Consider the following 22,573-nt stretch of genomic DNA (forward strand, 5'->3'; position numbering starts at 1 on the left):
CCCCCTCCTCACCCCGAGGGGGTGAGGGGTTTTTTGGATAAGTTCTTATTCGTTCTTGCCGGCTTCGCTGAAATAAGCTTCCACCTTCTTGTAGCTCTCATCTACATTTTTCTTAAACTCTTCCCGACCCTTCTTGTAGTTGGCGACCCATTCGTTCAAGAGTTTCTTGCCTTCTTCGGGCAACCATGCGGCCTGCTCCAGGAAAGTGTTGACCGCCTTTTCCGTCTGCTCCTGAATAAGGACCATGGCGTTAAAAGTGTTGTCGAAAGTTGCCTTGTTGAATTCGATCATCTGTTTTGCCATTTTGAGCGGTTCCATCATATCCGTAAAACCTCCTGCCTTCCGATAAATGATTGATTGAAATTGAATCTCCCGAATCCGTTCGGTGCCGTATAAAAGTAATTGTAATGACAACGATGCTGTTGTCAATAAAAAATGCTGCAATGCAACATTTTTTATTCGGTTATTTTTTATCGAGCGGTAAAAACGATTATAGAATTTTATAGTGATTCATGTTAGTTAAAAAATTGATTCATTTTAAATGAAAACAAAACGACTCAGTGGAAATAATTTTTATTGCATCGTACCATAAATCCATTTTCAGATACCATGCGCAGGGACATGCCATGACCGATCATGTAGTGTTTAAGAGATATCCCAACAGGCGCCTGTACAATACAGAGAAAAGCGCCTATGTCACTTTAAGTCAAATATCTGATATCATTAAAGAAGGAAGACGGGTTCGAGTGTTGGACGCGAAAACCGGAGAGGATGTCACCGCCTTCATACTGACTCAGATCATTGTGGAAGAAGCAAAAAACAAGAATGCGCTTTTGCCCGCTCCCCTTCTCCATCTCGTTATCCGCTACGGGGGAAATGTCCTCAGCGAATTTTTCGAAAAATACCTGGAACTCTCCATCAAGAACTATCTCACCTACAAGTCGGCCCTCGATGAGCAATTCAAGGCATGGCTCGGTAAAAGCATGGATATTTCGAGCCTCACCCCCGGAGGATTTCCGCCGTTCATGTCCATGGAATCCATCCTCGAATCTTTTTCAGATTGGGCCAAAAAACTGAAAAGCAAGAGGAACGGGAAAAGTAAGGAGTGAGGATCTTCCTCTTCACCCCCCCTTGCTCTCCTCAAGGGAGGAATTTGAACATTCAACTGTAAATTTCGTGCTTGACATTTGGAACTTTCAGGAACATTTTGCCGTTCCTGTGACTTGTTTCTCGTTATCTTGCGGCTCATGCAGAATAAAAATGTAGTCCCATGGAGATTTCTCAGTTCGCCATGCTGCTCCTGCTCATCGCTCTGACTACTTTATGCTGTTCCGGGTTCTCATCGCTTCTTGCCGGTAAGAACAGGCAGTGGACCAATGCCCTTGGGCCTGCCGGGGCTGTTGCGGGCTGTATCCTGGGATTGGCGCCGGCCGTTCACACCCTGCTGAGCGGGACAGTTGAAAGACTCTATTTTCCCTGGAACATTCCATACGCTTCCTTTTTTCTGGAAATCGATGCCCTCTCTGCATTTTTCCTGATTCCCATCTTTGTGCTCGGCGCCCTGGCGGCGGTTTACGGCCGCCGGTACATGACGTCCTACGGGAACCACAAAAGTCTCGGCGCCTTCTGGTTCTTTTATAACCTGCTCATCGCCGGCATGGTACTGGTGGTTGTCGCACGCAACGGCATCCTCTTCCTGATGGTCTGGGAAATCATGTCGCTCTCCTCCTTTTTCCTGGTCACTTTCGAAAACGAAAAGGAAAGCGTGCGCCGCGCGGGTTGGACCTACCTTACGGCCACTCACCTCGGAACCGCCTTTCTCTTTATTCTCTTCCTGATGCTCGGCCACCAGGCGGGAACGGAAATCCTCGACTTCGACCGATTCACGGGGACAGACATTTCCTCCATCGCAAATATCGCCTTCGTCCTTGCGCTCGTCGGCTTCGGAACCAAAGCGGGGCTGGTACCCTTTCATGTCTGGCTCCCAGAAGCCCATCCAGCCGCTCCGAGCCACGTTTCCGCCGTCATGTCCGGCGCCATGATCAAAACAGGCATCTATGGCCTGCTCCGGATTATGACCCTGCTGGGACCCCCGGCACCCTGGTGGGGATGGCTGTTGCTCGGGATCGGCCTCATTTCCGGAATCCTCGGCGTCTTGTTCGCCCTGGCCCAGCACGATATGAAACGGCTCCTGGCTTACCACAGCGTTGAAAATATCGGCATCATCACTCTCGGTCTCGGTTTGGGCGTTCTCGGAATCAGCACGGACCTTCCGGTCCTTGCCGTCCTGGGCTTTGGCGGGGGGCTGCTGCACGTGATCAATCACGCCTTTTTCAAGGGGCTGCTCTTCCTGGGAGCGGGTTCCGTCATGCATGCAACGGGCACGGGGGAACTGGATCATTTGGGCGGTTTGATCAAGAAAATGCCCTGGACCTCGGCGACATTTCTCGTCGGATCTGTCGCCATCTCCGGACTGCCGCCTCTCAATGGTTTTGTCAGTGAATTTCTCATCTATATGGGTGCGTTCGGAAGTGTCCAGGCCCCCTCCATGGCCCTTACAGGCTTTGTGGTGATCGTGGGACTCGCCCTGATCGGCGGGTTGGCCCTCGCCTGCTTTGCAAAGGCTTTCGGCATCGTTTTTCTGGGGGAACCGAGAAGCGCTCACACCGCTCACGCACACGAGTCTTCATGGGGAATGAGCCTCCCCATGGGTGCCTTGGCCGCTTTGTGTGCCCTCATCGCGTTTTGCGCTCCCCTCATCATGAAAATCCTTTATCCGGCGGTGACTGTGGTGACGGGATATCGTTCCCTCAACGTGCAAAGCCATATTTCCGTCGCCATGCTCCCCTTGAAATGGATCGCGGCCGGAAGCGTTCTTCTCATCCTGGCGGTTTCTCTCGTGGCCTGGCTGAAGCAAAGTCTGCTCGCCAACCGCACCGTCGAGGAAGCGGACACCTGGGATTGCGGCTATATCCACCCCACGGCGCGCATGCAGTACACGGCATCCTCCTTCGCCGCTCCTCTCATAAAGATGTTCCAGGGTATTCTCAGGCCCGGCCGGGTCTTCGATAAACCCGATGGCCTTTTTCCGCACTATGCCACCCTGAAAACGGAACCTACGGATATCTTTCGAAATGCGATCTACCGCCCCCTATTCCTCGGCGTGGAACGGCTCGCACTGAAGCTGCGCTGGCTCCAGGAGGGACACGTCCAGCTCTATATACTCTATATCGCCCTGACCCTTCTGGCTCTTCTGATCTGGAACCTGAGATGATCCCATGAATCCTTCCGCATTCATTCTACCCATCCTGGCGTTGCTCCTCTCACCGTTGCTGGCGGGAATCATCAACCGCACCAAGGCCTTCTTCGCGGGGCGCAAGGGACAGTCCCTCTTTCAACTCTATTATGATCTGGCCAAACTCTTCAAGAAGGGGGCCGTTTACAGCAAAACGACTAGCTGGATTTTCCGCGCGGGTCCGGTGGTACAGCTGGTTGCAGCCGCCCTCGCCCTTTTTGTTCTTCCGTGGGGAGGAGCAGCGGCCCCGGTTCATTTCAGCGGGGACCTGATCTTTCTTGCCTATCTTCTCGGGCTGATGCGGTTTTTCATTGTCGTTTCCGCCCTGGACACGGGATCGGCCTTTGAAGGCATGGGCGCCAGCCGTGAGGTGCAGTTCTCCGCTCTTGCGGAACCGGCGCTGCTCCTGGGGCTGGCTGCCGTTGCGCATGCAGGGCAGTACATCATTACAAATTCATTTCGCGATCTGAGCAGTTTCCTCTCCCTCACGGAAATCTATTCCAGCATTTCCATGGGCACTTGGCTCCATTCGGGACCGGCCCTCCTGATGGTGGCAGCGGCCTTTTTCATCGTCTTTCTGGCTGAAAATTCCCGCATCCCCTTCGACGATCCCAACACTCACCTGGAACTGACCATGATCCATGAAGTCATGGTTCTAGACCACAGCGGTCCAGACCTGGCGATGATTCTCTATGCCGCCTCCATCAAAATGTGGATTCTCGGGAACCTGCTCGTGGGAATTCTCCTTCCTGTGCGAACGGGAAATCCCTGGCTCGATGGAGCGGCTCTTTTCGGAGGCATGATCCTGCTTGCGGTGCTTACGGGCGTGGTGGAATCTTCCATGGCCCGCCTACGATTGCTCCGCGTGCCTCAGTTGCTGGTCAGCGCAGGCTTCCTTTCTTCACTGGCGTTGATCCTGCTGCTCTGGAGATAAAATGAAACTCATCATCGATGCACTCATCGTCGCGCTCATTCTGACCAATCTCCGACTCATCGCATCGAGCCGAATCGCCTCCTGCATTTACGTGGTGGCTCTTCAGGGGATTTTGCTCGGCTTTCTGCCGCTTCTGGTGGGAACGGAAGCCGTCACGTTTCGCGCCTATGTCCTCTCGGGCATCACCATAGTGCTCAAGGGGATGATCTTTCCCTGGCTGCTCTTGCGCGCCCTTGACGCCGTAAACGTCCGAAGGGAAATAGAACCCCTTGTGGGTTATACGACCTCCCTTCTGGTGGGGGCCGTCCTGCTGGCCCTGGCCATGTGGCTTGGCAGGCGGCTGCCCTTGCCCGTATCGGCCGCTTCACCCTTTATGGTGCCCCTGGCTCTGTTTACGATCATGATCGGACTCTTTGCCATTGTCAGCCGCCGCAAGGCCCTCACCCAGGTCCTGGGATACCTCGTCATGGAAAACGGCATCTATGCCTTCGGACTGACCTTCGCAAGGCAGGAGCCGCTCCTGGTGGAGATCGGAACTCTCCTTGACGTCTTCATGGCTGTCTTTGTAATGGGAATCGCCATTTTCCACATCAGCCGGGAATTCGATCACATCGACACCGACCGTTTGAGCCTCCTGAGGGACTGATTCACATGATTTCGGCATTGATCCTGATACCGGCACTGGCGGGAATCGCGTCTTTCCTGCTCCGATCCAACAGCGTGCGACGCGGGGTGCTCGTAGCGACCGCTCTCACGCACACCGGATTGACCCTTTCGGCATGGGCGGCCCTCCCGGCCCCCATGTTCGGGGGATGGCTCCTGCTGGATGCACAGGGGCTCATTTTCCTGACGACGACGACCTTACTTTTCCTGGCCACATCCTTCTACTCCGTGGGATACCTCCGGCAGGAAGACTGGGGCAAACGGCAGGATTTCGAAGAGGGATTTCTTTTCACCAACGCCCGCGAAGCGACTTTCACTGGATGTCTGCTTCTTTTTCTGGCCACAATGACCCTGGTGACCGTCAGCCAGCATTTCGGCCTGCTCTGGGTGGCGGTCGAAGCCACCACCCTGGCGAGCGCGCCTCTCATCTATTTCCACCGTCACCGCCGCTCCCTGGAGGCGACATGGAAATATCTCCTCATCTGCTCTGTGGGAATCGCCCTGGCCCTTCTCGGGACCTTCTTCCTGTCCGTTGCCGGCACCATGGGGCGGGAGAGTCATATGCCCATGACCGTGCGAAATCTCATCCTCCAGGGGCAGACGTTGAACATCCCCTGGCTCAAGGCGGCCTTTCTTTTTCTGCTCGTAGGTTACGGCACCAAGCTGGGGCTGGCTCCCATGCACACATGGCTTCCCGACGCCCACAGCGAAGCGCCTTCGGTCATCTCCGCCCTGCTTTCGGGGGCTCTCCTCAACTGCGCCTTTCTCGGAATACTCCGTATTCAGCAGGTGTGCGTGGCCGCGGGTCAAGGCATCTTCGGACAAAAACTATTGCTCGGGTTCGGCCTGGTTTCCATGGCCGTGGCCGCCGTTTTTATCCTGCGCCAGGCCGATTTCAAACGGATGCTGGCCTACTCCAGCGTGGAGCACATGGGAATACTCTCTCTTGCCGTGGGGATCGGGGGCGGAGCGGACTTCGGAGCCATGCTGCATGCCGTCAACCACTCCTTGACCAAGGGCATGCTCTTTCTGGTGGCAGGCAATATTTTGACTGCATACAAGACCAAATCCACCGAGGACGTGCAGGGGGTTCTTCGAGTGCTTCCCGTCTCGGGCGTGCTTTGGGTGGTGGGCTTTCTCGCTATTTCAGGATCGCCTCCTTTCGGCCCCTTCCTGAGCGAACTGGTCATCCTCAAAGCGGCCCTGGACCAGGGTCAAATCGGGGTGGCCCTGGTGTACCTCGCTCTCCTGAGCATCATATTCATCGGGCTCGCCACCATTATGTTGCGCATGTCCCAGGGAATGCCTCTGATCAAGCCGGGTGTGCAAACCCCGGCCCTGGAAGCTTTCTCCCTGAAGGGCCGGAACGCGTCTCCCCATGCAGAATCTTTCTTTTCCGTCCTGCCGCCCATGGCACTGGGAACAATGGTGCTGGTCCTGGGGCTCTATATCCCCCCAGGTCTTCGGAGTGTTCTGGAAGCGGCGGCCAGGGCCATCTCAGGATAATCGAGGGAGACAATCCATGCTCTGCGTTCACGAAATCTTCACATGTCATTACCCTTCTTTTCCAAATTGAGGACCTGAATCGATGTCTCTACTTGCCGCTCAGGTGCATCCCATCGCCAACGGCCAGGCCCTGGATTTTAAGGATATTTCCACGGCAGGCTTGGACGATTTTCTTCAATACGTGATCGAGGCCACGGAACATCACGTGAGAATATCTTCCCTCTTCGCCCAACCCCTGGAACATGACATCACACGTCTTTGGGCGATCCTTTCCTACGACCACCAGTCCCTGGTGTTGCCGATTTATACGGATCTCGCCCGCAACCGGTATCCTTCCCTCACGCCCTACTGTGCCCAGGCGCATTGGTTTGAACGGGAACTCTTCGAACAGATCGGAATCATCCCGGAGGGGCACCCCTGGCTGAAGCCCATCCGTTTCCAACCGCCCTTTTTCCCCGGTGCCCGTTCCGGTTCCGCGCAGCACGAGATCGGAATGACGGACTTTTTCCGCGTGGAAGGGGAGGAAATACACGAAGTGGCAGTCGGCCCCGTCCATGCCGGTATCATCGAACCTGGCCACTTCCGCTTTCAGTGCCACGGAGAAGATGTCTTCCATCTTGAAATCTCCCTCGGCTACCAACACCGCGGCATAGAGAAGGCCCTAACGGGAGGACCCGACAGGCGGACGGTTCACTACATGGAAACGGCGGCCGGCGATACCACCGTGGGACATACTCTGGCCTACTGCCAGGCCATTGAGGCCCTGAGCGGGACCGAAGTGCCGCCCAGGGCTCAAGTGCTGCGCGGTATTGCCCTGGAGTTGGAGCGCATTGCCAACCATACCGGGGACCTCGGCGCGCTGGCGGGAGACGTGGGCTATCTTCCTACCCTCTCCTTTTGCGGGCGCATTCGCGGCGATGTCCTCAACATGACGGCCGTATTGTGCGGAAACCGGTTCGGCAGGGGCTTCCTGAGGCCGGGCGGAACGGGTTTCGACATCGATTCGGGCATCAGAGACGATCTTTTGAATCGCCTGCAGGCGGTGGAGACGGATCTGAGGGTGGCGGTCGACCTGCTTTGGAACGCACCGTCGGTCATGGCAAGGTTCGAGGGGACCGGAACGGTCACAAGGAAGCTCTGCGACGACATCGGGCTGGTGGGTCCCGCAGCCCGTGCCTGCGGAGCGGACCGGGACATTCGAAAGGACATGCCGCTGGGAATTTTTGAATCATCCCGCATTCCCGTGGCCACATGCGATTCCGGGGATGTTTTCGCTCGAAGCAAAGTGAGATGGCTTGAAATCCAGAGTTCCATTGCTCTCATCCGGGAACATCTCGAAAACTCGGCCGCCGGAGCCGTCCTTTCCCCCCCCGCTCCCCTGGCTCCCAATCGCCTGGCGGTCTCGCTCGTCGAAGGCTGGCGAGGAGAAATCTGCCACGTGGCCCTAACGGATTCTGAGGGAAGATTCGCCCGGTACAAGATCGTGGATCCGTCCTTTCACAACTGGTTCGGTCTGGCCTGCGCTCTCAGGGATCAGCAGATATCCGATTTCCCCCTCTGCAATAAAAGCTTCAACCTTTCGTATTGCGGCCACGATTTGTGATGACGGAATCCTGTCAATGGAAATGTTTACGCAACATAGAGCAAAAAAATCGGGAAAGCGATACAACGCCGCGAGGAAGGCGGCGCTGCCCGGAATGAGAAAACCACGTATCCTCGATTCAACGCCAGTGGATGAGGATGCACATTTGAAAGGCCGACGTCACCATGTTTGATGCTCTTTTGGCAAGGCTGCAGCAAAAGTACCGAACAATCCAATACCCCGATGGGCCTCCTCCGGAACTGCCTGCGCGTTTTGCCGGGAGGCCGGTCATACAACATGGGGCATGTTCAAAGGACTGTCGGCAATGCATCGATGTGTGCCCGACGGGAGCCATCGCCAAAGGGGAGCGGCTCCAAATAGATCTCGGCCGCTGTATTTTCTGTCGCGAATGCGCCGCTGCCTGCCCTGCACAGGCCATCAGCTTCACGCGGGAATACAGAATGTCCACGAGTACCCGTGAAGACCTGCTGATCGCATCCGATTCTTTTTCCCTGGCACGGGACCTCAGGGGCGAGATCAAACGGCTGTTTGGAAGATCTCTCAAACTGCGGCAGGTGAGTGCCGGCGGGTGCAATGCGTGCGAAGCCGATACGAATGTCCTCTCCACCGTCGGTTGGGACCTCGGGCGGTTCGGCATACAGTTCGTGGCCTCACCGCGGCACGCCGACGGCCTCCTCATCACGGGCCCGGTACCCGAGAACATGCGAATCGCCCTGCTCAAAACCTTCCAGGCGGTCCCCTCCCCGAAGCTCGTCATTGCAGTGGGAGCATGCGCCGTTTCGGGAGGCATTTATCGGAACCACAGCGAAGTTCACAATGGGGCCGATTCCCTTCTCCCCGTAGATCTCTATATCCCCGGCTGCCCTCCCCACCCCCTCACCATCCTGGATGGATTGCTGCGGCTCATTGGGAGGATTCGCAAAGAGTAATACAGGGACAAAAATAAAGTTACATTTCTGTTAAAAATATTCCTTCCACTAAATCACATGGGCCATCACTCCGGCAGTGCCCCAAGGGGTTCCATCTTCCTGGCGTGCTCCAGGTGTTTTTGAATCCGTTCCTCTCTCATAATGTCCTGAGCATATTTTACCGCCCCCAAGAACCGTCCCTGGCTATCTTTTATTTTGGTGGTGGTCATCCTGAGGATTTTCCGCTCTCCACGACTATCAAATATCAAGTATTTGGTTTCAAAATTGCATGATTATGTATTAATTACAATAAATTATTATTTTTACTTCAAAGAATACCAAACAAAAAATCGACCAATTTGAAACAAGTCCGAAACAACCACGTAACAATCCTCATAGATACTCTTCTCACCGTTTAACCAATCTTGTTTCAATCATTGAAATTAGAGTGCCTGGTTGAGCACGCGGCCACCAGTACGTTAACCAACACACCTATTCGGGAGGTATAGCCATGCTTGCATATTTTAGTGAGGCATTGAAGGTACGTTTGGAGGACTATCTGTTGGGGGCCAACAAAATCACTTCCACTTTCGAGAATTACGGATACCGCCGGGGGGATCCCATGGATGAGGCGGATCTTGCTTCGGCTCGGTACGAAGAGGATTTCATACTGCACATGAAGCAGCGGAACCATCAGTTCATATTGGAAATCAAACAGGCTTTGAAGCGCATCGACAGCGGGGAGTTTGGAATCTGCGAGGAATGCGGTGATGAAATCGGGCTGGAACGACTGAAGGTCCAACCTATGACCCGAGTCTGCGTTCATTGCAAAAAGGAAATGGAAAACGCCGAAAGGCGCAAGCTTGGAAAAAACATGGCATGGAACCCTCCCTGGCCCCTGGAGAGAAATAGACTTCAAAGCATGCTCGCTGTGAGGGACCAGGGAAAGGGCAGGTACTCCATGGTCCAATGGGTCTCAGCAAAAGAACAAGCGACGGAAAGCGACAAATGAGGTGCAGAGCGATACCGGAGCGAGCAGAAAATGCCGGTGAGCCATCAGCCATGAGCTATGAGGGAGTTGGCAGATTCCGATATCCCGTCATTCACCACGGAGACACGGAGGGCACGGAGAAGTGCGTAGCAACGGACAATAATGATATGTCGCGTTTCGAGACTCAACGCGACCTACGTGCCATCAGCTCATGATGCCGCGGAAAACAGTGTTCAAATATAATAAACGATAGACGAGGGAATGGATGGAAGGATTCAGCTTAAACAACACGCTTTTGAAGGATATTTTTCAGTTTGCAAAACCCATGGGCCATCATGAGAACCCTGCAAACCTGAATCTCGGTTTCGGGTTCCTGTATTATGGCGCAGTGAGAGCACTCCGGCCCCATCACACCCTGGTCATCGGCTCCGGCTATGGATTCAGTGTGGTTTGCCTCGCCCTCGGTCTGAAAGACAACGGCGGGGGGTGCCTGACCTTCGTGGATCCATCCTATTCCCTCTTGAAAGACGGCCCCTTCAAGACAGTGGGCGGCAGCAACCACTGGAACGAACCCGGGAAAGTTGTTGAACATTTCAGGCAGTTTGGCGTGGAAGAGATCGTCACACACTATAAACTGCGAAACGACCAGTTCTTCCCCTCTTATGAAACTTTTGGTCTCCCCCAGATCGACATGGCCTTCATTGACGGGAGCCACAGTTACAGGGACGTCCAGTACGATTTTCTTCAAACCCTCGAACAAAGCCACAAGAACACCTACATCTTTCTCCATGATACGCATATTCCCATTCGAGAACTGCTTCGTCATTCCGGGGTCAAAAGGTGGCTCAAGGTGCTGGAAAAGAAAGAAAATTTTTTCGAAGTCATCAATTTCCCTTTTTCGTCTGGAGTGGCCCTGGTCCGAGTGAAAAAGAACAACATACGGAAAGAGCTGCAATGATCACGATCATCGCTTCGGGTCTCGCCGCCCTTCTTATTGGCTTTTGCTACTGGCGTTATATCTGGTTTTTCCGAAATCCCGACAGAATCCCTCCAGCGGGCGAAGGTATTTTGAGCCCCGCGGACGGTACGGTGGTCTATGCCAAAAGGATCCAACCTCACGACGCCGTGCTCGTCATCAAGAGAGGTGTCCAGGCAACCATCAACGATATTGCACGGGAAGACATGGGCTCGGAAAAAATCCTGATCGGCATCTTCATGAGCCCTTTCGACGTTCACTATAACCGTGCCCCCCTTTCCGGAACGGTCGGGTTCATACACCACCACCCGGCGAAAGGAACCAATCTGGCCATGTGGCAGATGCATCTCAGAGCGCTCCTCAAACGCAATCCCTACCACAAAGGCAGCATGCACATTTTACAGAACGAACGGACCGTAACGAAAATAAACGGTCACTTCCGGGGAAAACCCTGCCCCTGCTATGTCGTTCAAATTGCAGCCAAAAGCGTCAGCGGCATTGAAAGCTATGTCGAGGAAGGGATGAGGGTCGAGCGCGGTTCCATTTTCGGGATGATCCGCATCGGTTCCCAGGTGGACGTCATCATGCCCTGGCAGGAAGGAATGCAACTCATGGTCCGCCCGGGAGACAAGGTAAGGGCGGGAAAGACTTTATTGGTCCAATAGCAGACAGTCCGAGAGGAAGGAAAAAAATGAAAGCCGATCTCCATGTTCACTCGAAATATTCCAGGCGGCCATCGCAATGGATACTGCAGAAAATCAACTGCCCCGAGAGTTTCACAGAGCCTTTGCAGCTCTACAAAATCGCAAAGGAACGGGGCATGTCTCTGGTTACGATCACGGATCACAACACGATCGCCGGGGCGATGGAGTTGGCACACCTCCCGGACACCTTCCTCAGCGAGGAGGTCACAACCTATTTTCCAGAAAACGGCTGCAAAATACACGTTCTCACCTGGGACATCCAGGAGCGTCAACACACGGAAATCCAGAGACTTCGAGAAAGTATCTACGACCTTGTCCCGTATCTGCAACAGGAAAAAATCTTTCATGCCGTAGCGCATCCTCTTTATTCCATTAATGAACGCCTGACCCTGGAACACTTCGAGAAGCTCCTGCTGCTTTTCCGGAATTTTGAACTGAACGGAGCCCGCGAAGACCTGCAGAACCACTTTCTCAGGGATTTTCTGGGGCAGCTGACGGAACAGGACATCCAAATGCTCGTGGAAAAACATCGCCTGGAGCCGGGTTTTTCTCAACCGTGGAAGAAAAATCTCACCGGCGGCTCGGACGATCACAGTTCACTCAATATATCCAGGAGATACACTCAGGTTAAAGGCGCCGCCAACGCCCGTGAGTTTCTTGAAGGCATCGAAACCGGCAGGGCCGAAGTTCTGGGCAGGGGAGCATCTCCTCAGACCATGGCTCACAATCTTTACGGCATTGCTTACCAGTTCTACAAGAACAAATTCAACCTGGATCGACACATCCACAAAGACATTTTCCTGCGCTTTGTCGATCGTTTTCTCCAAGCCGGTCCAGAGCGGGAGGAGGGATTGTTGAGCCGTTTTTACTGCATCTGGAACTACCGCCGGTCGCGAGCCAGGTCACGCGGGTCCGCTTCAGTTCAACAGATCTTCAAACTCGAATCCCAGAAGCTCATCATGGACGACCCCGAACTCATGGCCATTGTGAGAAACGGCGGCGAAAACAATGAGAACAAAAACGCTGAAAAACGCTGGTTCGAGTTCGTCAACAAGGTTTCCAACAAAGTGCTCATGCACTTTGGCAATCATTTGATGGACCATATCTCGGGGGGCAACTTTTTCAACATCTTCAATTCATTGGGTTCGGCCGGTGCTCTTTATTCCATGCTCGCGCCCTATTTTGTCGCCTTCTCCATTTTCACCCAGGACAGGCAGCTGGTGGATCAAATCATCGACCGCTATCCTCACCTGGTCCGCAAAAAACTTCGAGAACGCAAGGACGTTCATGTCGCTCATTTCACGGACACCCTCTACGAAGTCAATGGAGTCGCCCACACTCTGCAGCAGCAGGTTCGACAGGCCATTCAGACGGGCAAGAAACTTACCGTGATCACCTGTGACGCGGAGAACCATGCAAAAAAGCAGGGAATCAAGAATTTCCGTCCCGTCGGTGTGTATGAACTCCCCGTCTACCAGGAACAGAAACTTTTCTACCCCCCTTTCCTTGAAATGCTCAATTACTGCTACGAGCAAGGATTCACCCACATCCACTCGGCCACCCCCGGCCCCATCGGGCTCGCGGCCCTGGCCATTTCCCGTATTTTGAAACTCCCCATCAGCGGAACCTACCACACATCGCTCCCCCAGTATGCGAGATACCTTACGGGAGACCCCAACATCGAGGATCTCACTTGGAACTACGTTCTCTGGTACTACGATCACATGGACACGATATTCGTTCCCTCGCGCAGTACGGGAAAGGAACTCGAAGAAAAGGGAATACATGCGGACAAGATTCAACTTTTTCCAAGAGGCATAGACATCGAAAGGTTTCACCCTTCAAAGCGCAACGGCAGGTTCGAAAAACGTTACGCATTGCAGGGAAAAACCAGGTTGATTTATGTGGGACGCGTCTCCAGGGAAAAAGACCTCCACATCCTCACCGATGTCTTCAAAATCCTCAGCCTCTCCATGCCCGACGTCTGCCTTGTCGTCGTGGGTGACGGTCCATACCTGGAAGAAATGAAAAGCGAATTGAAGGGACAGCCGGCCGTTTTCACGGGATACCTGGAAGGTGAAGACCTCACCGAAGCCTACGCATCCTGCGATCTCTTCGTTTTTCCCAGCACGACGGATACCTTTGGAAACGTCGTGCTGGAAGCTCAGGCATCCGGCCTGCCGGTGATCGTAACTGACTCGGGAGGACCACAGGAAAACCTGATTGAAGGGAAGACAGGGCTCATCGTCCCAGCCAACAACAGTGAAGCGCTTCTCGATGCCATTTGCAGCCTCATCAAGGACCCGAATCGACTCAAAAACATGAGCAGGGAAGCACGCATCTATATGGAAGAGCGGTCTTTCGAGAAGAATTTCGAACGCACCTGGCAGATTCAATTCCAGGTCAAACCGCCGAAGCCCCACGAACCGGAATGTCCCCTGGCTAAGGCGAGTTGAAAACAGCCGCAGTCGAATCCAGTTTGCTTGAAGAAAGCGACACGAAAAACACCCCTCATGCGTAAATCCAACCTGAGGGGAATCCTCCCTCCCGTTGTCATTTTGCTCGTTGGATTCATCATGGCCACCGAATTCAACAGGCTTCTCGGAATTCGCTACGGAGGGAAGGTTCTTCCGGAGGTAAAACTCCCGCACGCAATCTCGCCGCACTCCCTTCCGGCTTTTGCCGGGAGGATTGCGGCCGTCACCCTGCCCGAAGGCTGGACGCATTACATTCCCTACGCAACAGCTGCCGCCGACCTGGCAAACGCCATAGAGACCAGAACCGGCGAGCGGCCCATCATCATGGAGGAATCGGACAAGGAATTGCCTCCCGGGGGGATCATTGCGGTCGGCACTGGAGCGGCAAAAACGACCCCTCAGAAGCTTCACACCCCACCGCCTTCAGCCGAAGGTTTTTCGCTGCAGGGTCATTTTCGGGACGGCGGCTGGAAGCTCGCGATCACCGGCGGCAGCCCCATGGGAAATGTTTACGGCATGTACTGGCTTGCCGATGCCCTGCGGGGAGGATACACCGAGCGGGAACTGATACACATCAATCGCACGATCGATCCGGCATTCCGGTATCGTCTCGTCGACATGGGCGCAGTGGGGATTGTCCCCGACCCCGCCGCCTGGGGCCATGACTATTTGCATCACACTCATGCCTTTCAAGATGCCGTTCTTCTCACCGAACCCTATGTGGATGAACGCAATTTCAGCCGGATTTCCGAGGAATTCAGGACATACCTCCAACGCGTTCTTTCCTACGGGTACAACGGCATCGTCTTCGATGGTTTCCTGGAATTCATCAATTTCGACCGGGTCGGCAATGGAAGAGAAGTCTACGGCCCCGACAGCCCTTACAGGAAACGCCACCAGGTCCTGCGCGAAAGGTTTGGGGAACTCTTCCAGTATGCTCACAGCCTCGGAATGAAAGTCGTTCTTGCTACGGACATGCTCCCCCTGACAGCACCCCTTGAAAGGTATCTCCGCAGCAAACCGGGGGGAATGGATCCCTCCGATCCGAATCTCTGGTCGGTCTATCGAGCCGGCCTGGAAGAGCTCTTCGATGCTTTTCCCAGCGTGGACGGTATCATGATCCGCATTGGGGAAGCGGGAGCCATCTACAATCTGAAGGATTGGGACTATTACAGCACGCTTCTCGTTCGAACCGGCGAATCCGTAAGAGCCATGCTGCAGGAATTATTGTATGCGGCAGAAAAAAAAGAGCGCAAGATTTTCTTTCGCAACTGGTCTGTCGGAATCGGAGAGGTGGGAGACGTTCATACGAATCCCGAAACCTATGAAAAAGTTCTTGGAGATTTCCATTCTCCCCACCTTATTGTTTCAACCAAGTACTGCATGGGAGACTTCTTCAGCTTTCTCCCCCTCAATCCCACACTGATGTCGGGCTCGCAGACGCGAATGGTCGAATTTCAGGCCAGGAGGGAGTTCGAAGGATTCGGCGTGCTTCCCAACTATATGGGTCCACTTCAACAGGTGGCCTTGTCGGAGCTTCGCAAACGCAACCCGGCCATCGACGGCATCTGGTTGTGGACTCAGCGCGGCGGACCGCTTCATGCCGGTCCCCTCTCCCTGTACCCTTTTCACGGATTTTGGATTCTTGTCGACGCCAATGTCTACACCACCGCTCGTCTGGCCTGGGACCCCGAGGCCGATATCGAAACCCTGACTGAATCATGGATACGCAAGAATTTCGGCGATGATCCAGGAACGATTCATTCTCTTTCTCAACTCCTCTTCCTTTCAAGAAAAGCGATTTTAAAAGGTTTTTATGTGGGGGATTCCGCACTCCGACAGGTGATTGCCTGCGGCCTGCAGCTTCCCCCCACTCCCTGGCTGTGGAACATGATTGGCGGGTCCTCTTCAGCACTCTCATTGACGTATTTCGCCGGCCGCGACAAACTGGAGCGAACCCTCGCCGAAGGGTTCGAAGCCGTCGACGTGGTGCGTCAAATGAAGGATTTGACCCAGCATATCGCCTGCTCCCACCCTGATGCCCAAAGATTCCATGCAGGTCTCATGAAATCCCTGGAGTACGAAGAAAGCCTCTTCGACACTCTCGCCTGGTACAGGACCTCTTTTCTCTCCTACTACCACTGGCTGGATACCGGAGACCCCACATCCCTTGAAAGATGGCGGGAATCCTTTGCTCTCTTTCAAGAAAAGAAAAGGAGCCATCTCTTGGCCTACGGCAAGAATCTGGACTTTCCCGCTTTCGATTTCGTCGACGCCGATGCGGGAATGGCCATTCTCGAACGCAATGGCGCCATGACCTGGCTGGCACGTATTCAGATGGTTTTCCTGCCGCTCTTCTTGATTTCCTTCATCCCGTCAGCACGAAAGCCGACCCCCATTGGCAAGGAAGAAAAGGCTTTCAGGATGCTTCGGCGGATGCGCACCGCATTTGCCGGCATTCCGTCCGACTCCTGTTCTCCTGCCTCTTGCACAGCGACGGGCCTCTCCTTCATCTTTTTCATCAAAGCCACCCTGATCTTCTCTTCTTTCCGATCTATCCTTTTCCCTGCCTGGACGCTTCTTTCCCTCTCCGTTTTTACCCTTTCACTCAGAGCATTCAGCCCCCGCGGCTCAGCCGGATGGATTCCCCCCCTGGCTACAACCTCGGGACCGCTCCTCGGCCTGGCCGGTCTTTTCATGGGAGTCGCCTCTATCAGAGGGCCGCTCTTCTTCTGGTACCGATTCTGGACCCACCCGGCCTTCCGTATCCTCTTCGTGACCCTTTTTATCGCTTTTGGACTCTGGCTTTTCTTCGCAGTTTACAGGAGCGTCAGAACCCGCTGTGGGCAGTCGGTTCTTCCAGCAATGGGGCTAGTCCTCACGGCGATCGGCATGGTATGCGTCACAAACGGCCTGCTGGCCGCAACGGTTGGACTGGAGCACTGTCTCACGGCCTTGAACAACGAAATGGTCATCCTCCCCCTCAGCCTGTCGAAAGTTCTTGGAATCACAACGCATCTCAACATCAATCCCCATCTGCCGCTTTACATTGCGCTGTGCGGCACTCTCGCAGCCGGCACCGGTTTTCTCATGCGTTTTTTTTCAAAGCGTCATCCCATGGCACACTAAAAAAGCACAGGGATTCATGTGTCCATCGAGGGTCGGTCGGTGGACCGGATTCCTTCAGTGTCAGGTTGCCGGGTCACCGAATTGGCCTCCAGAGCCCATTCTACCTTCGTCTTCAACTCCGAGAGGTCACATGATTTAATCACATAATAATCCGCCGCCATGGCCTTCGGTTCAAACCTGAAGCTGTCGTATGCGCTACAGAGTATAACCGACAAGTCCGGGTAGAACTCCCGTATTTCCTGGAGCAGATCAAGCCCGTCACTGTCGACCAGCTTGATATCGAGAATAACAACTTCGGGCTGGATAGACTCTATTCTCTCTACGAGCCTCAAACCGGTAGCGACCGTAATGACCTCGTGTCCTTCATCGGCCAGTTCACTTTCAAAAAAGCTCCTGATATGCTCTTCATCGTCAACCACAAGAATTCGTGACACTTTGGACTCCTTATCTGCAAACCATATTATATTGGGATTGAAAGACCGGCATATCACCTGTCTCTGTTTTTCCTGGAATTCGGTACGAGCGGCCTTAGGTGCACAGAAGGTTCCTGCGAAGAGTAAACTCAGAGTTATGAAGAAAAAAGAGAAGCAGAGGAGCAAAACCCAAGTAGCCTTTTCAACAGAAGGCAGGCACAGACCCTCGCACCTGTTGATTGAAACCGTCGCGGAAATCTTCGCCCATCATTCCCGCAAAGCGGGGCCCAGGGAAATTCAAAGCCTGGCGCCCCGCTTTTGCCGGAATGATGCGGGAGGGGCTTAAAACGACAGGTTTCAACGAGAAAATCTGATTGGAATTTAAAGAAAGAATGTGTCAATCTGGTGGCGATTTTGTTAAACGATGTGGCGCCGTCCTAAAAAACTCACGGAAGCCTGTTCTTGAAAGGAGATTCAAGGAGATTCGTGGTGCCACGGTGAATGCATCCAGATGATGGATTCAAAGGCACAGCTCGAAAAAACGGTTCATCTCAGGAGTTCTGCCTTGTCCGTCTTCTCCCAGGGGACATCGATATCCGTTCGGCCCATGTGCCCATAGGCCGCAAGTTTTTCATAAAACCCGCCTTTTACAATCTGGGGCAGCCGTCTCAGGTTGAAATTCCGCATGATCCCGGCCAGGCGGAATTCAAAATGCTTTTCCAAAAGCTTTACCAGCTCTTCGTCGGGAATCCTTCCTGTACCGAAGGTTTCCACCTGGATACTTGCCGGCCGCGAAAGGGTAACCGAGTAGCTGAGCTGCACCTCACATTCATCCGCCAGACCCGCAGCCACAAGGTTCTTAGCCGCATAACGGGCGGCATAAGCCGCCACCCGGTCTATTCTGAGAGGGTCCTTGCCGCTCAGAGCCGCCCCGCTGTGCCGTGCATATTCGCCATAGGTATCGATCGCCGTCTTTCTCCCCGTGAGCCCCGAGTGCACGGACGGACCTCCGGAAATGAACGCGCCTTCGGGGTTTATGAAAATATCGGTGTTCTGATCCGGCTTGATGGCTTCGTCTTCGAAAGACGGCTTGATGACAGTTTCATAGATGTCATTGCGGATTTTCTGGAGGCTCGGTTCGTAAGTATGGGCCTGGCTTGCGGTGACCGTGATGCTGTGAATGCGATGAGGCCTCCGGTTCCTGTACTCGATTCCCACATCGGTTTTGCCCTCGGGACAAAGATAGGGCAGTATCTTCTCGCGCCGTACATGGGTGATTTGCCGTGAAAGCTTATGAGCCAGCCAGATGGGCAGGGGCATGAGAGCCGGTGTTTGATTGCACGCGAAACCAAAGACGGTGACCTGGTTTCTGGCGGGTATGCGTTCTATTTCATCCTCGGAAAGAGCTCTTTCATCGAAACAGCAGTGTTCTTCCACGGGCAATTCCTTGAGGCTCGTCAGCACACTGCAGGTCTTTGCATTGAAGTCTTGCTGATCATAGCCGATGTGCCGGATGACCCTCCGCGCAACATTCGGGAAATCCACCACGGCATCGGAGGCAAACCTCGCTGCGATGAAAAGAATGGATACGGACACGGCGCATTCGGCGATGACTCTCGATGAGGGATCCTGCTCCAGAAAATGGTCCACGATGGCATCACTGATCTGATCGCAGACCTTATCCGGGTGCCCTTCAGTCACCGATTCCGATGTGAACATGAAATCCTTTTTCATTTCATTTTTCCCCAAGCGCCTGTACGTTCTCCCCCGGCCCTCTCCAAAAAGGGCGGGGAGGTTTTCGGACAGGCTCTAAACCGGTTTCTTTGTGGCTTCATTGATGATAAGAGGGACTACGGCGCTGGTTCCGATCACCGCCGCGTCCACCAGGCCGACCGGTGTGAGTCCTAGGAGTCCTCGCAGCCCCGGAACGATCATCGTCAGCAGTTGAAGGGCGAGGGAGCCTCCGAGAGCCAGATTGAGATATCTATTGGGAGGCAGTTTTTCCTTGGAAAAAATGCCGGTCTTTTCCGAACGGCAGCTGACGGCGTGCATGAGCTGCGCCAGGGTCAGGCTCTGGAATGCAATCGTACTCGCGTTCGCCCCCATGCCATATCGCATGATGCCATAGCCGTAGGTTCCAAGAGCACTCGCGCTTATCACGGCGGATTCGGCCGTAAGCCTCTTGAAATCGGACGCCTTGATGATGGGTTCGTGGGGATCCCGGGGAGGGCGCTGCATCACATCCGGTTCAGCCGGTTCCAGGGCGAGAGCCAGGCCGGGAAAGATATCCGAGAGGAGATTGATCCAGAGAAGCTGCATGGCGGTGAGGGGATGCCCCAGTCCCAGGGCCCCGGCCGCAAACATGACCATGATCTCGCTGAAGTTGGTAGAGAGAAGAAAATGGAGCGCCTTTCGAATGTTGCTGTAAATCGTCCGCCCGTGGCTCACGGCAACGATCATGGTTTCGAGGTTGTCGTTTTCCAGGACGACGTCGGCCACTTCGCGCGCGATATCCGTTCCGGAATGTCCCATGGCCACACCGACATCGGCCGCCTTGAGGGCAGGGCCGTCATTGATTCCGTCCCCCGTCATGGCCACGACCCTGCCGGCCTTCTGGAGGGCCTGAACGATCTGCAGCTTGTTTGCCGGGCTGACCCGCGCAAAAACATGGACCCTCTGGGAAAGGGCTCTCAGGGCATCGGCGTCCATATCCCCCAGGTGCGAGGAATCCATGATCTCGAGAGGCTCCCCCCTGCTCAGATTGAGGTCCCTTCCAATGGCATACGCCGTGGGGCTCTGATCCCCCGTGATCATGATCGTTTCAATCCGGGCCTGATGAAAAAGTCCGATCAGTTCCTTCACTCCCTCCCTGACGGGATCCGCCATCCCCACCAGACCCAGCCAGGTCAACCCGCTGAGCCAGTCTAAGCCTTCGTTGCCTCCCACCACCGCAGTGGCAAACCCCAGAACCCTGAGGGCATCTCCGGCCATGCGTTCATTTTCGACCTCTATGGCTTGCCGATCCTCCTCCGTCAGGGCAATCCTTTCCCCATCCTGCATGCGCCATTCACACATGGCAAGCACTTCCATGGGGCTTCCCTTGACGGCAACCAGCCTTTCTCCCGTGGAACATTCGTGGAATGTCCCCATGAAATTGCGATCTTCCGAGCGGAGCTTTGTTTTCAAAAGGGGATATTGCGATCTCACTTCACCCAGGTTCAAACCCGCCTTGACGGCGGCGGCAAGGAGTGCATTTTCCGTTGAAGACCCTTTGAGGATATATTCATCCCCCCTTTTTGCGATATCGCTTTCGCTGCAAAGGATGGAGACCCTCAGAAGTTCAAGGAGCTCCCGACAAGCTTCGGGACGCAAATTACCCTTCCCATAGCTGAAAAGGGTACCGGCGACTTCGATACGTTTGTCACCGGCAAAGATCCTTTGAACGGTCATCCGGTTTTGCGTGACGGTTCCCGTCTTGTCAAAACATATGGTCTGGATGGCGCCCAGGGTCTCCACCGCATCGAGATGGCGAATGAGAACTTTGTGGTCCCGCATTTTCCTGATGCCAATGGCAAGGGTCGTGGTGGCCACTGCGGGCAGTCCTTCCGGAACGGCCGCAACGGCAAGGGCGATGGATGAATTGAGCATATAGAGCAGGCCGTAGCCCCGGGCGAGCCCCATCAGGAAAACGATGCCGCAAATGGCCCCGCTGATGAGGACGAGCTGATTGCCGATTTGTGTCAATTGCCGTTCCATGGGAGTCTCGGGAACGGTGGCCTCCCCCACGAGGAGGTGCAACTGACCGATTTCAGTGGATTTGCCTGTTGCAACCACCACGGCGATGCCCTGCCCTCCCGTGACCAGGGTTCCCATATAGACCATGTTCAGCCGGTCGGCCAGGGGAGTTTTCTCTCCCAGGATCGGCAGGTGCGTCTTGGCTATGGGAAGACTTTCCCCCGTGAGGGACGATTCGTCCACGGTCAGGTTGGTGCTGTCGATCAATCTGCTGTCGGCGGCAATGTAGGACCCCGGCCTGAGAACCAGGAGATCCCCCAGCGCAACCTCCTCCATGCTCACTTCCGTCAGGACTCCGTCTCTCATGACCTGCGCACCGGGACGGACCAGGCTCTTGAGAGATTCGATGGTTCTTTCCGCCTGGTTTTCCGTTACAAATCCAATGACCGCATTGATAACCACCACCCCCATGATGACAACGGCGTCGGCAACTCCCCCCGTGGCGACCGAAATGCCGGCGGAGACAGTGAGGAGCGCCACGGGAAAGGATTTGAACTGCTCTGCCAGGATGCTCCACCTGGACCTGGGTTCCGATTCGGGGAGGGTATTCGTACCATATTTCTTCAGATTGGCTTGAGCGCTCTCCCGGGAGAGACCCGAGACCGCCGAAGTCCCCCATTCCTTGATGACAGAATCCGGATCCATAGTGTGCCATGGCTTGAGGCGGGGATCCTCGATACCATGGATATAAAGACAGGATGCTTTCGGCTTTGGTGCGGCATTCCTTTTGCCGCTGCCCAAAAAGGGGATTCCACTTAAAAGAGCACTCTTCAGGGAATTCTTCCCAGGGGATTCAGGGGCAGGCGAAGATTCACTGGCCGGTAAGCCCCTCTGCTGTCTGAACCCCGAGACCACCTGCTCCAGCAGGGATGCGATGGTCTGAACCGTGTTTCCCGAATTGAAATGGATGAGAACCGTGCCCGTCAAGCGGCTCGCAGAGACCTGCCTCACGACATCCATCCGGGACAGGTGTTCCTCCAGATGATTCTGGAGAGCCTCGGAACGGTAAAGCTCCCTGACCCTGTATCTCGCCCTGCCTTTGATAGCGGTATGTATCGGCTCAATCACCGGAGCTCACCCCTCTGATAAGGTGCAAGTGGCATGAGGGGAGTCCTTGCCGGCCTCCCCCCCCTCAAGCATAAAAGCTTTCACAAATCAGGATATCCAACAACAGAAGGA

At 54.5% G+C, this 22,573-nt stretch carries 17 protein-coding genes; 12 read left to right on the forward strand and 5 right to left on the reverse strand.

What is annotated here, in order from left to right; translation table 11 throughout:
- Positions 1-45: 45 nt before the first annotated feature.
- Positions 46-321, reverse strand: a complete 276-nt coding sequence (locus QMG16_RS10310) for a hypothetical protein (RefSeq protein ID WP_281794025.1) — start codon at positions 319-321, stop codon at positions 46-48.
- A gap of 305 nt (positions 322-626) precedes the next feature.
- On the opposite strand from QMG16_RS10310, the gene QMG16_RS10315 reads away from it, so the two are divergent.
- The 7 genes from QMG16_RS10315 (at position 627) to QMG16_RS10345 (ending at position 8,930) form a co-directional block, all read left to right on the forward strand.
- A complete protein-coding gene (locus tag QMG16_RS10315; RefSeq protein WP_281794027.1) occupies positions 627-1,109 on the forward strand; it encodes a polyhydroxyalkanoate synthesis regulator DNA-binding domain-containing protein in 483 nt (160 codons plus the stop codon).
- Positions 1,110-1,270: 161 nt separating this feature from the next.
- Positions 1,271-3,274 carry a proton-conducting transporter transmembrane domain-containing protein gene (locus QMG16_RS10320; RefSeq protein WP_281794028.1) on the forward strand — a complete coding sequence of 668 codons (2,004 nt, stop codon included), beginning with the start codon at positions 1,271-1,273 and terminating at the stop codon, positions 3,272-3,274.
- A gap of 4 nt (positions 3,275-3,278) precedes the next feature.
- Positions 3,279-4,229: a respiratory chain complex I subunit 1 family protein gene (locus tag QMG16_RS10325; RefSeq protein ID WP_281794030.1), complete on the forward strand. Its 951-nt coding sequence runs from the start codon at positions 3,279-3,281 to the stop codon at positions 4,227-4,229.
- Position 4,230: 1 nt separating this feature from the next.
- Positions 4,231-4,875 (forward strand): NADH-quinone oxidoreductase subunit K, encoded by a 645-nt coding sequence (locus QMG16_RS10330; protein ID WP_281794031.1) that lies wholly within the window; start codon positions 4,231-4,233, stop codon positions 4,873-4,875.
- 5 nt (positions 4,876-4,880) lie between these two features.
- Positions 4,881-6,398: a proton-conducting transporter transmembrane domain-containing protein gene (locus tag QMG16_RS10335; protein ID WP_281794033.1), complete on the forward strand. Its 1,518-nt coding sequence runs from the start codon at positions 4,881-4,883 to the stop codon at positions 6,396-6,398.
- Between the two features lie 82 nt (positions 6,399-6,480).
- Positions 6,481-8,001 carry a hydrogenase large subunit gene (locus QMG16_RS10340; protein WP_281794035.1) on the forward strand — a complete coding sequence of 507 codons (1,521 nt, stop codon included), beginning with the start codon at positions 6,481-6,483 and terminating at the stop codon, positions 7,999-8,001.
- 164 nt (positions 8,002-8,165) lie between these two features.
- The gene (locus QMG16_RS10345) at positions 8,166-8,930 is read left to right on the forward strand and encodes an NADH-quinone oxidoreductase subunit B family protein (protein ID WP_281794037.1); all 765 of its coding nucleotides are present in this window, start codon (positions 8,166-8,168) and stop codon (positions 8,928-8,930) included.
- Positions 8,931-8,995: 65 nt separating this feature from the next.
- On the opposite strand, the gene QMG16_RS10350 is transcribed toward QMG16_RS10345, so the two are convergent.
- Positions 8,996-9,139 (reverse strand): hypothetical protein, encoded by a 144-nt coding sequence (locus QMG16_RS10350; RefSeq protein ID WP_281794039.1) that lies wholly within the window; start codon positions 9,137-9,139, stop codon positions 8,996-8,998.
- Between the two features lie 281 nt (positions 9,140-9,420).
- Here QMG16_RS10350 and QMG16_RS10355 point away from each other — a divergent pair, with 281 nt between their 5' ends.
- The 5 genes from QMG16_RS10355 to QMG16_RS10375 all read left to right on the forward strand — a co-directional run bounded on the left by QMG16_RS10355 (position 9,421) and on the right by QMG16_RS10375 (position 17,186).
- Positions 9,421-9,921, forward strand: coding sequence for a TraR/DksA family transcriptional regulator (locus QMG16_RS10355; RefSeq protein ID WP_281794041.1), 501 nt, complete (start codon positions 9,421-9,423; stop codon positions 9,919-9,921).
- Between the two features lie 244 nt (positions 9,922-10,165).
- Positions 10,166-10,858 (forward strand): class I SAM-dependent methyltransferase, encoded by a 693-nt coding sequence (locus QMG16_RS10360; RefSeq protein ID WP_281794043.1) that lies wholly within the window; start codon positions 10,166-10,168, stop codon positions 10,856-10,858.
- Positions 10,855-11,541 carry a phosphatidylserine decarboxylase gene (locus QMG16_RS10365; RefSeq protein ID WP_281794045.1) on the forward strand — a complete coding sequence of 229 codons (687 nt, stop codon included), beginning with the start codon at positions 10,855-10,857 and terminating at the stop codon, positions 11,539-11,541. Before QMG16_RS10360 ends, QMG16_RS10365 begins: the two co-directional genes overlap by 4 nt.
- Positions 11,542-11,567: 26 nt before the next feature.
- A complete protein-coding gene (locus QMG16_RS10370) occupies positions 11,568-14,036 on the forward strand; it encodes a glycosyltransferase (protein ID WP_281794047.1) in 2,469 nt (822 codons plus the stop codon).
- A gap of 57 nt (positions 14,037-14,093) precedes the next feature.
- Complete coding sequence (locus tag QMG16_RS10375; protein WP_281794049.1) at positions 14,094-17,186, forward strand: hypothetical protein; 3,093 nt, start codon at positions 14,094-14,096, stop codon at positions 17,184-17,186.
- Positions 17,187-17,200: 14 nt separating this feature from the next.
- Here the strand turns inward: QMG16_RS10375 and QMG16_RS10380 are convergent, their stop codons facing one another.
- The 3 genes from QMG16_RS10380 to QMG16_RS10390 form a co-directional block, all read right to left on the reverse strand.
- The gene (locus QMG16_RS10380; protein ID WP_281794051.1) at positions 17,201-17,620 is read right to left on the reverse strand and encodes a response regulator; all 420 of its coding nucleotides are present in this window, start codon (positions 17,618-17,620) and stop codon (positions 17,201-17,203) included.
- 525 nt (positions 17,621-18,145) lie between these two features.
- Entirely contained in the window at positions 18,146-19,333 is a 1,188-nt protein-coding gene (gene metK, locus QMG16_RS10385) for a methionine adenosyltransferase (RefSeq protein WP_281794053.1), read from the reverse strand.
- A 75-nt stretch (positions 19,334-19,408) separates the two neighbouring features.
- On the reverse strand, positions 19,409-22,462 hold the full coding sequence (locus QMG16_RS10390) for a cation-translocating P-type ATPase (RefSeq protein WP_281794055.1): 3,054 nt from the start codon (positions 22,460-22,462) through the stop codon (positions 19,409-19,411).
- Positions 22,463-22,573: the final 111 nt, after the last annotated feature.

The sequence above is a fragment of the Desulforhabdus amnigena genome (genome assembly GCF_027925305.1).
In the GTDB taxonomy this organism is placed as follows: domain Bacteria; phylum Desulfobacterota; class Syntrophobacteria; order Syntrophobacterales; family Syntrophobacteraceae; genus Desulforhabdus; species Desulforhabdus amnigena.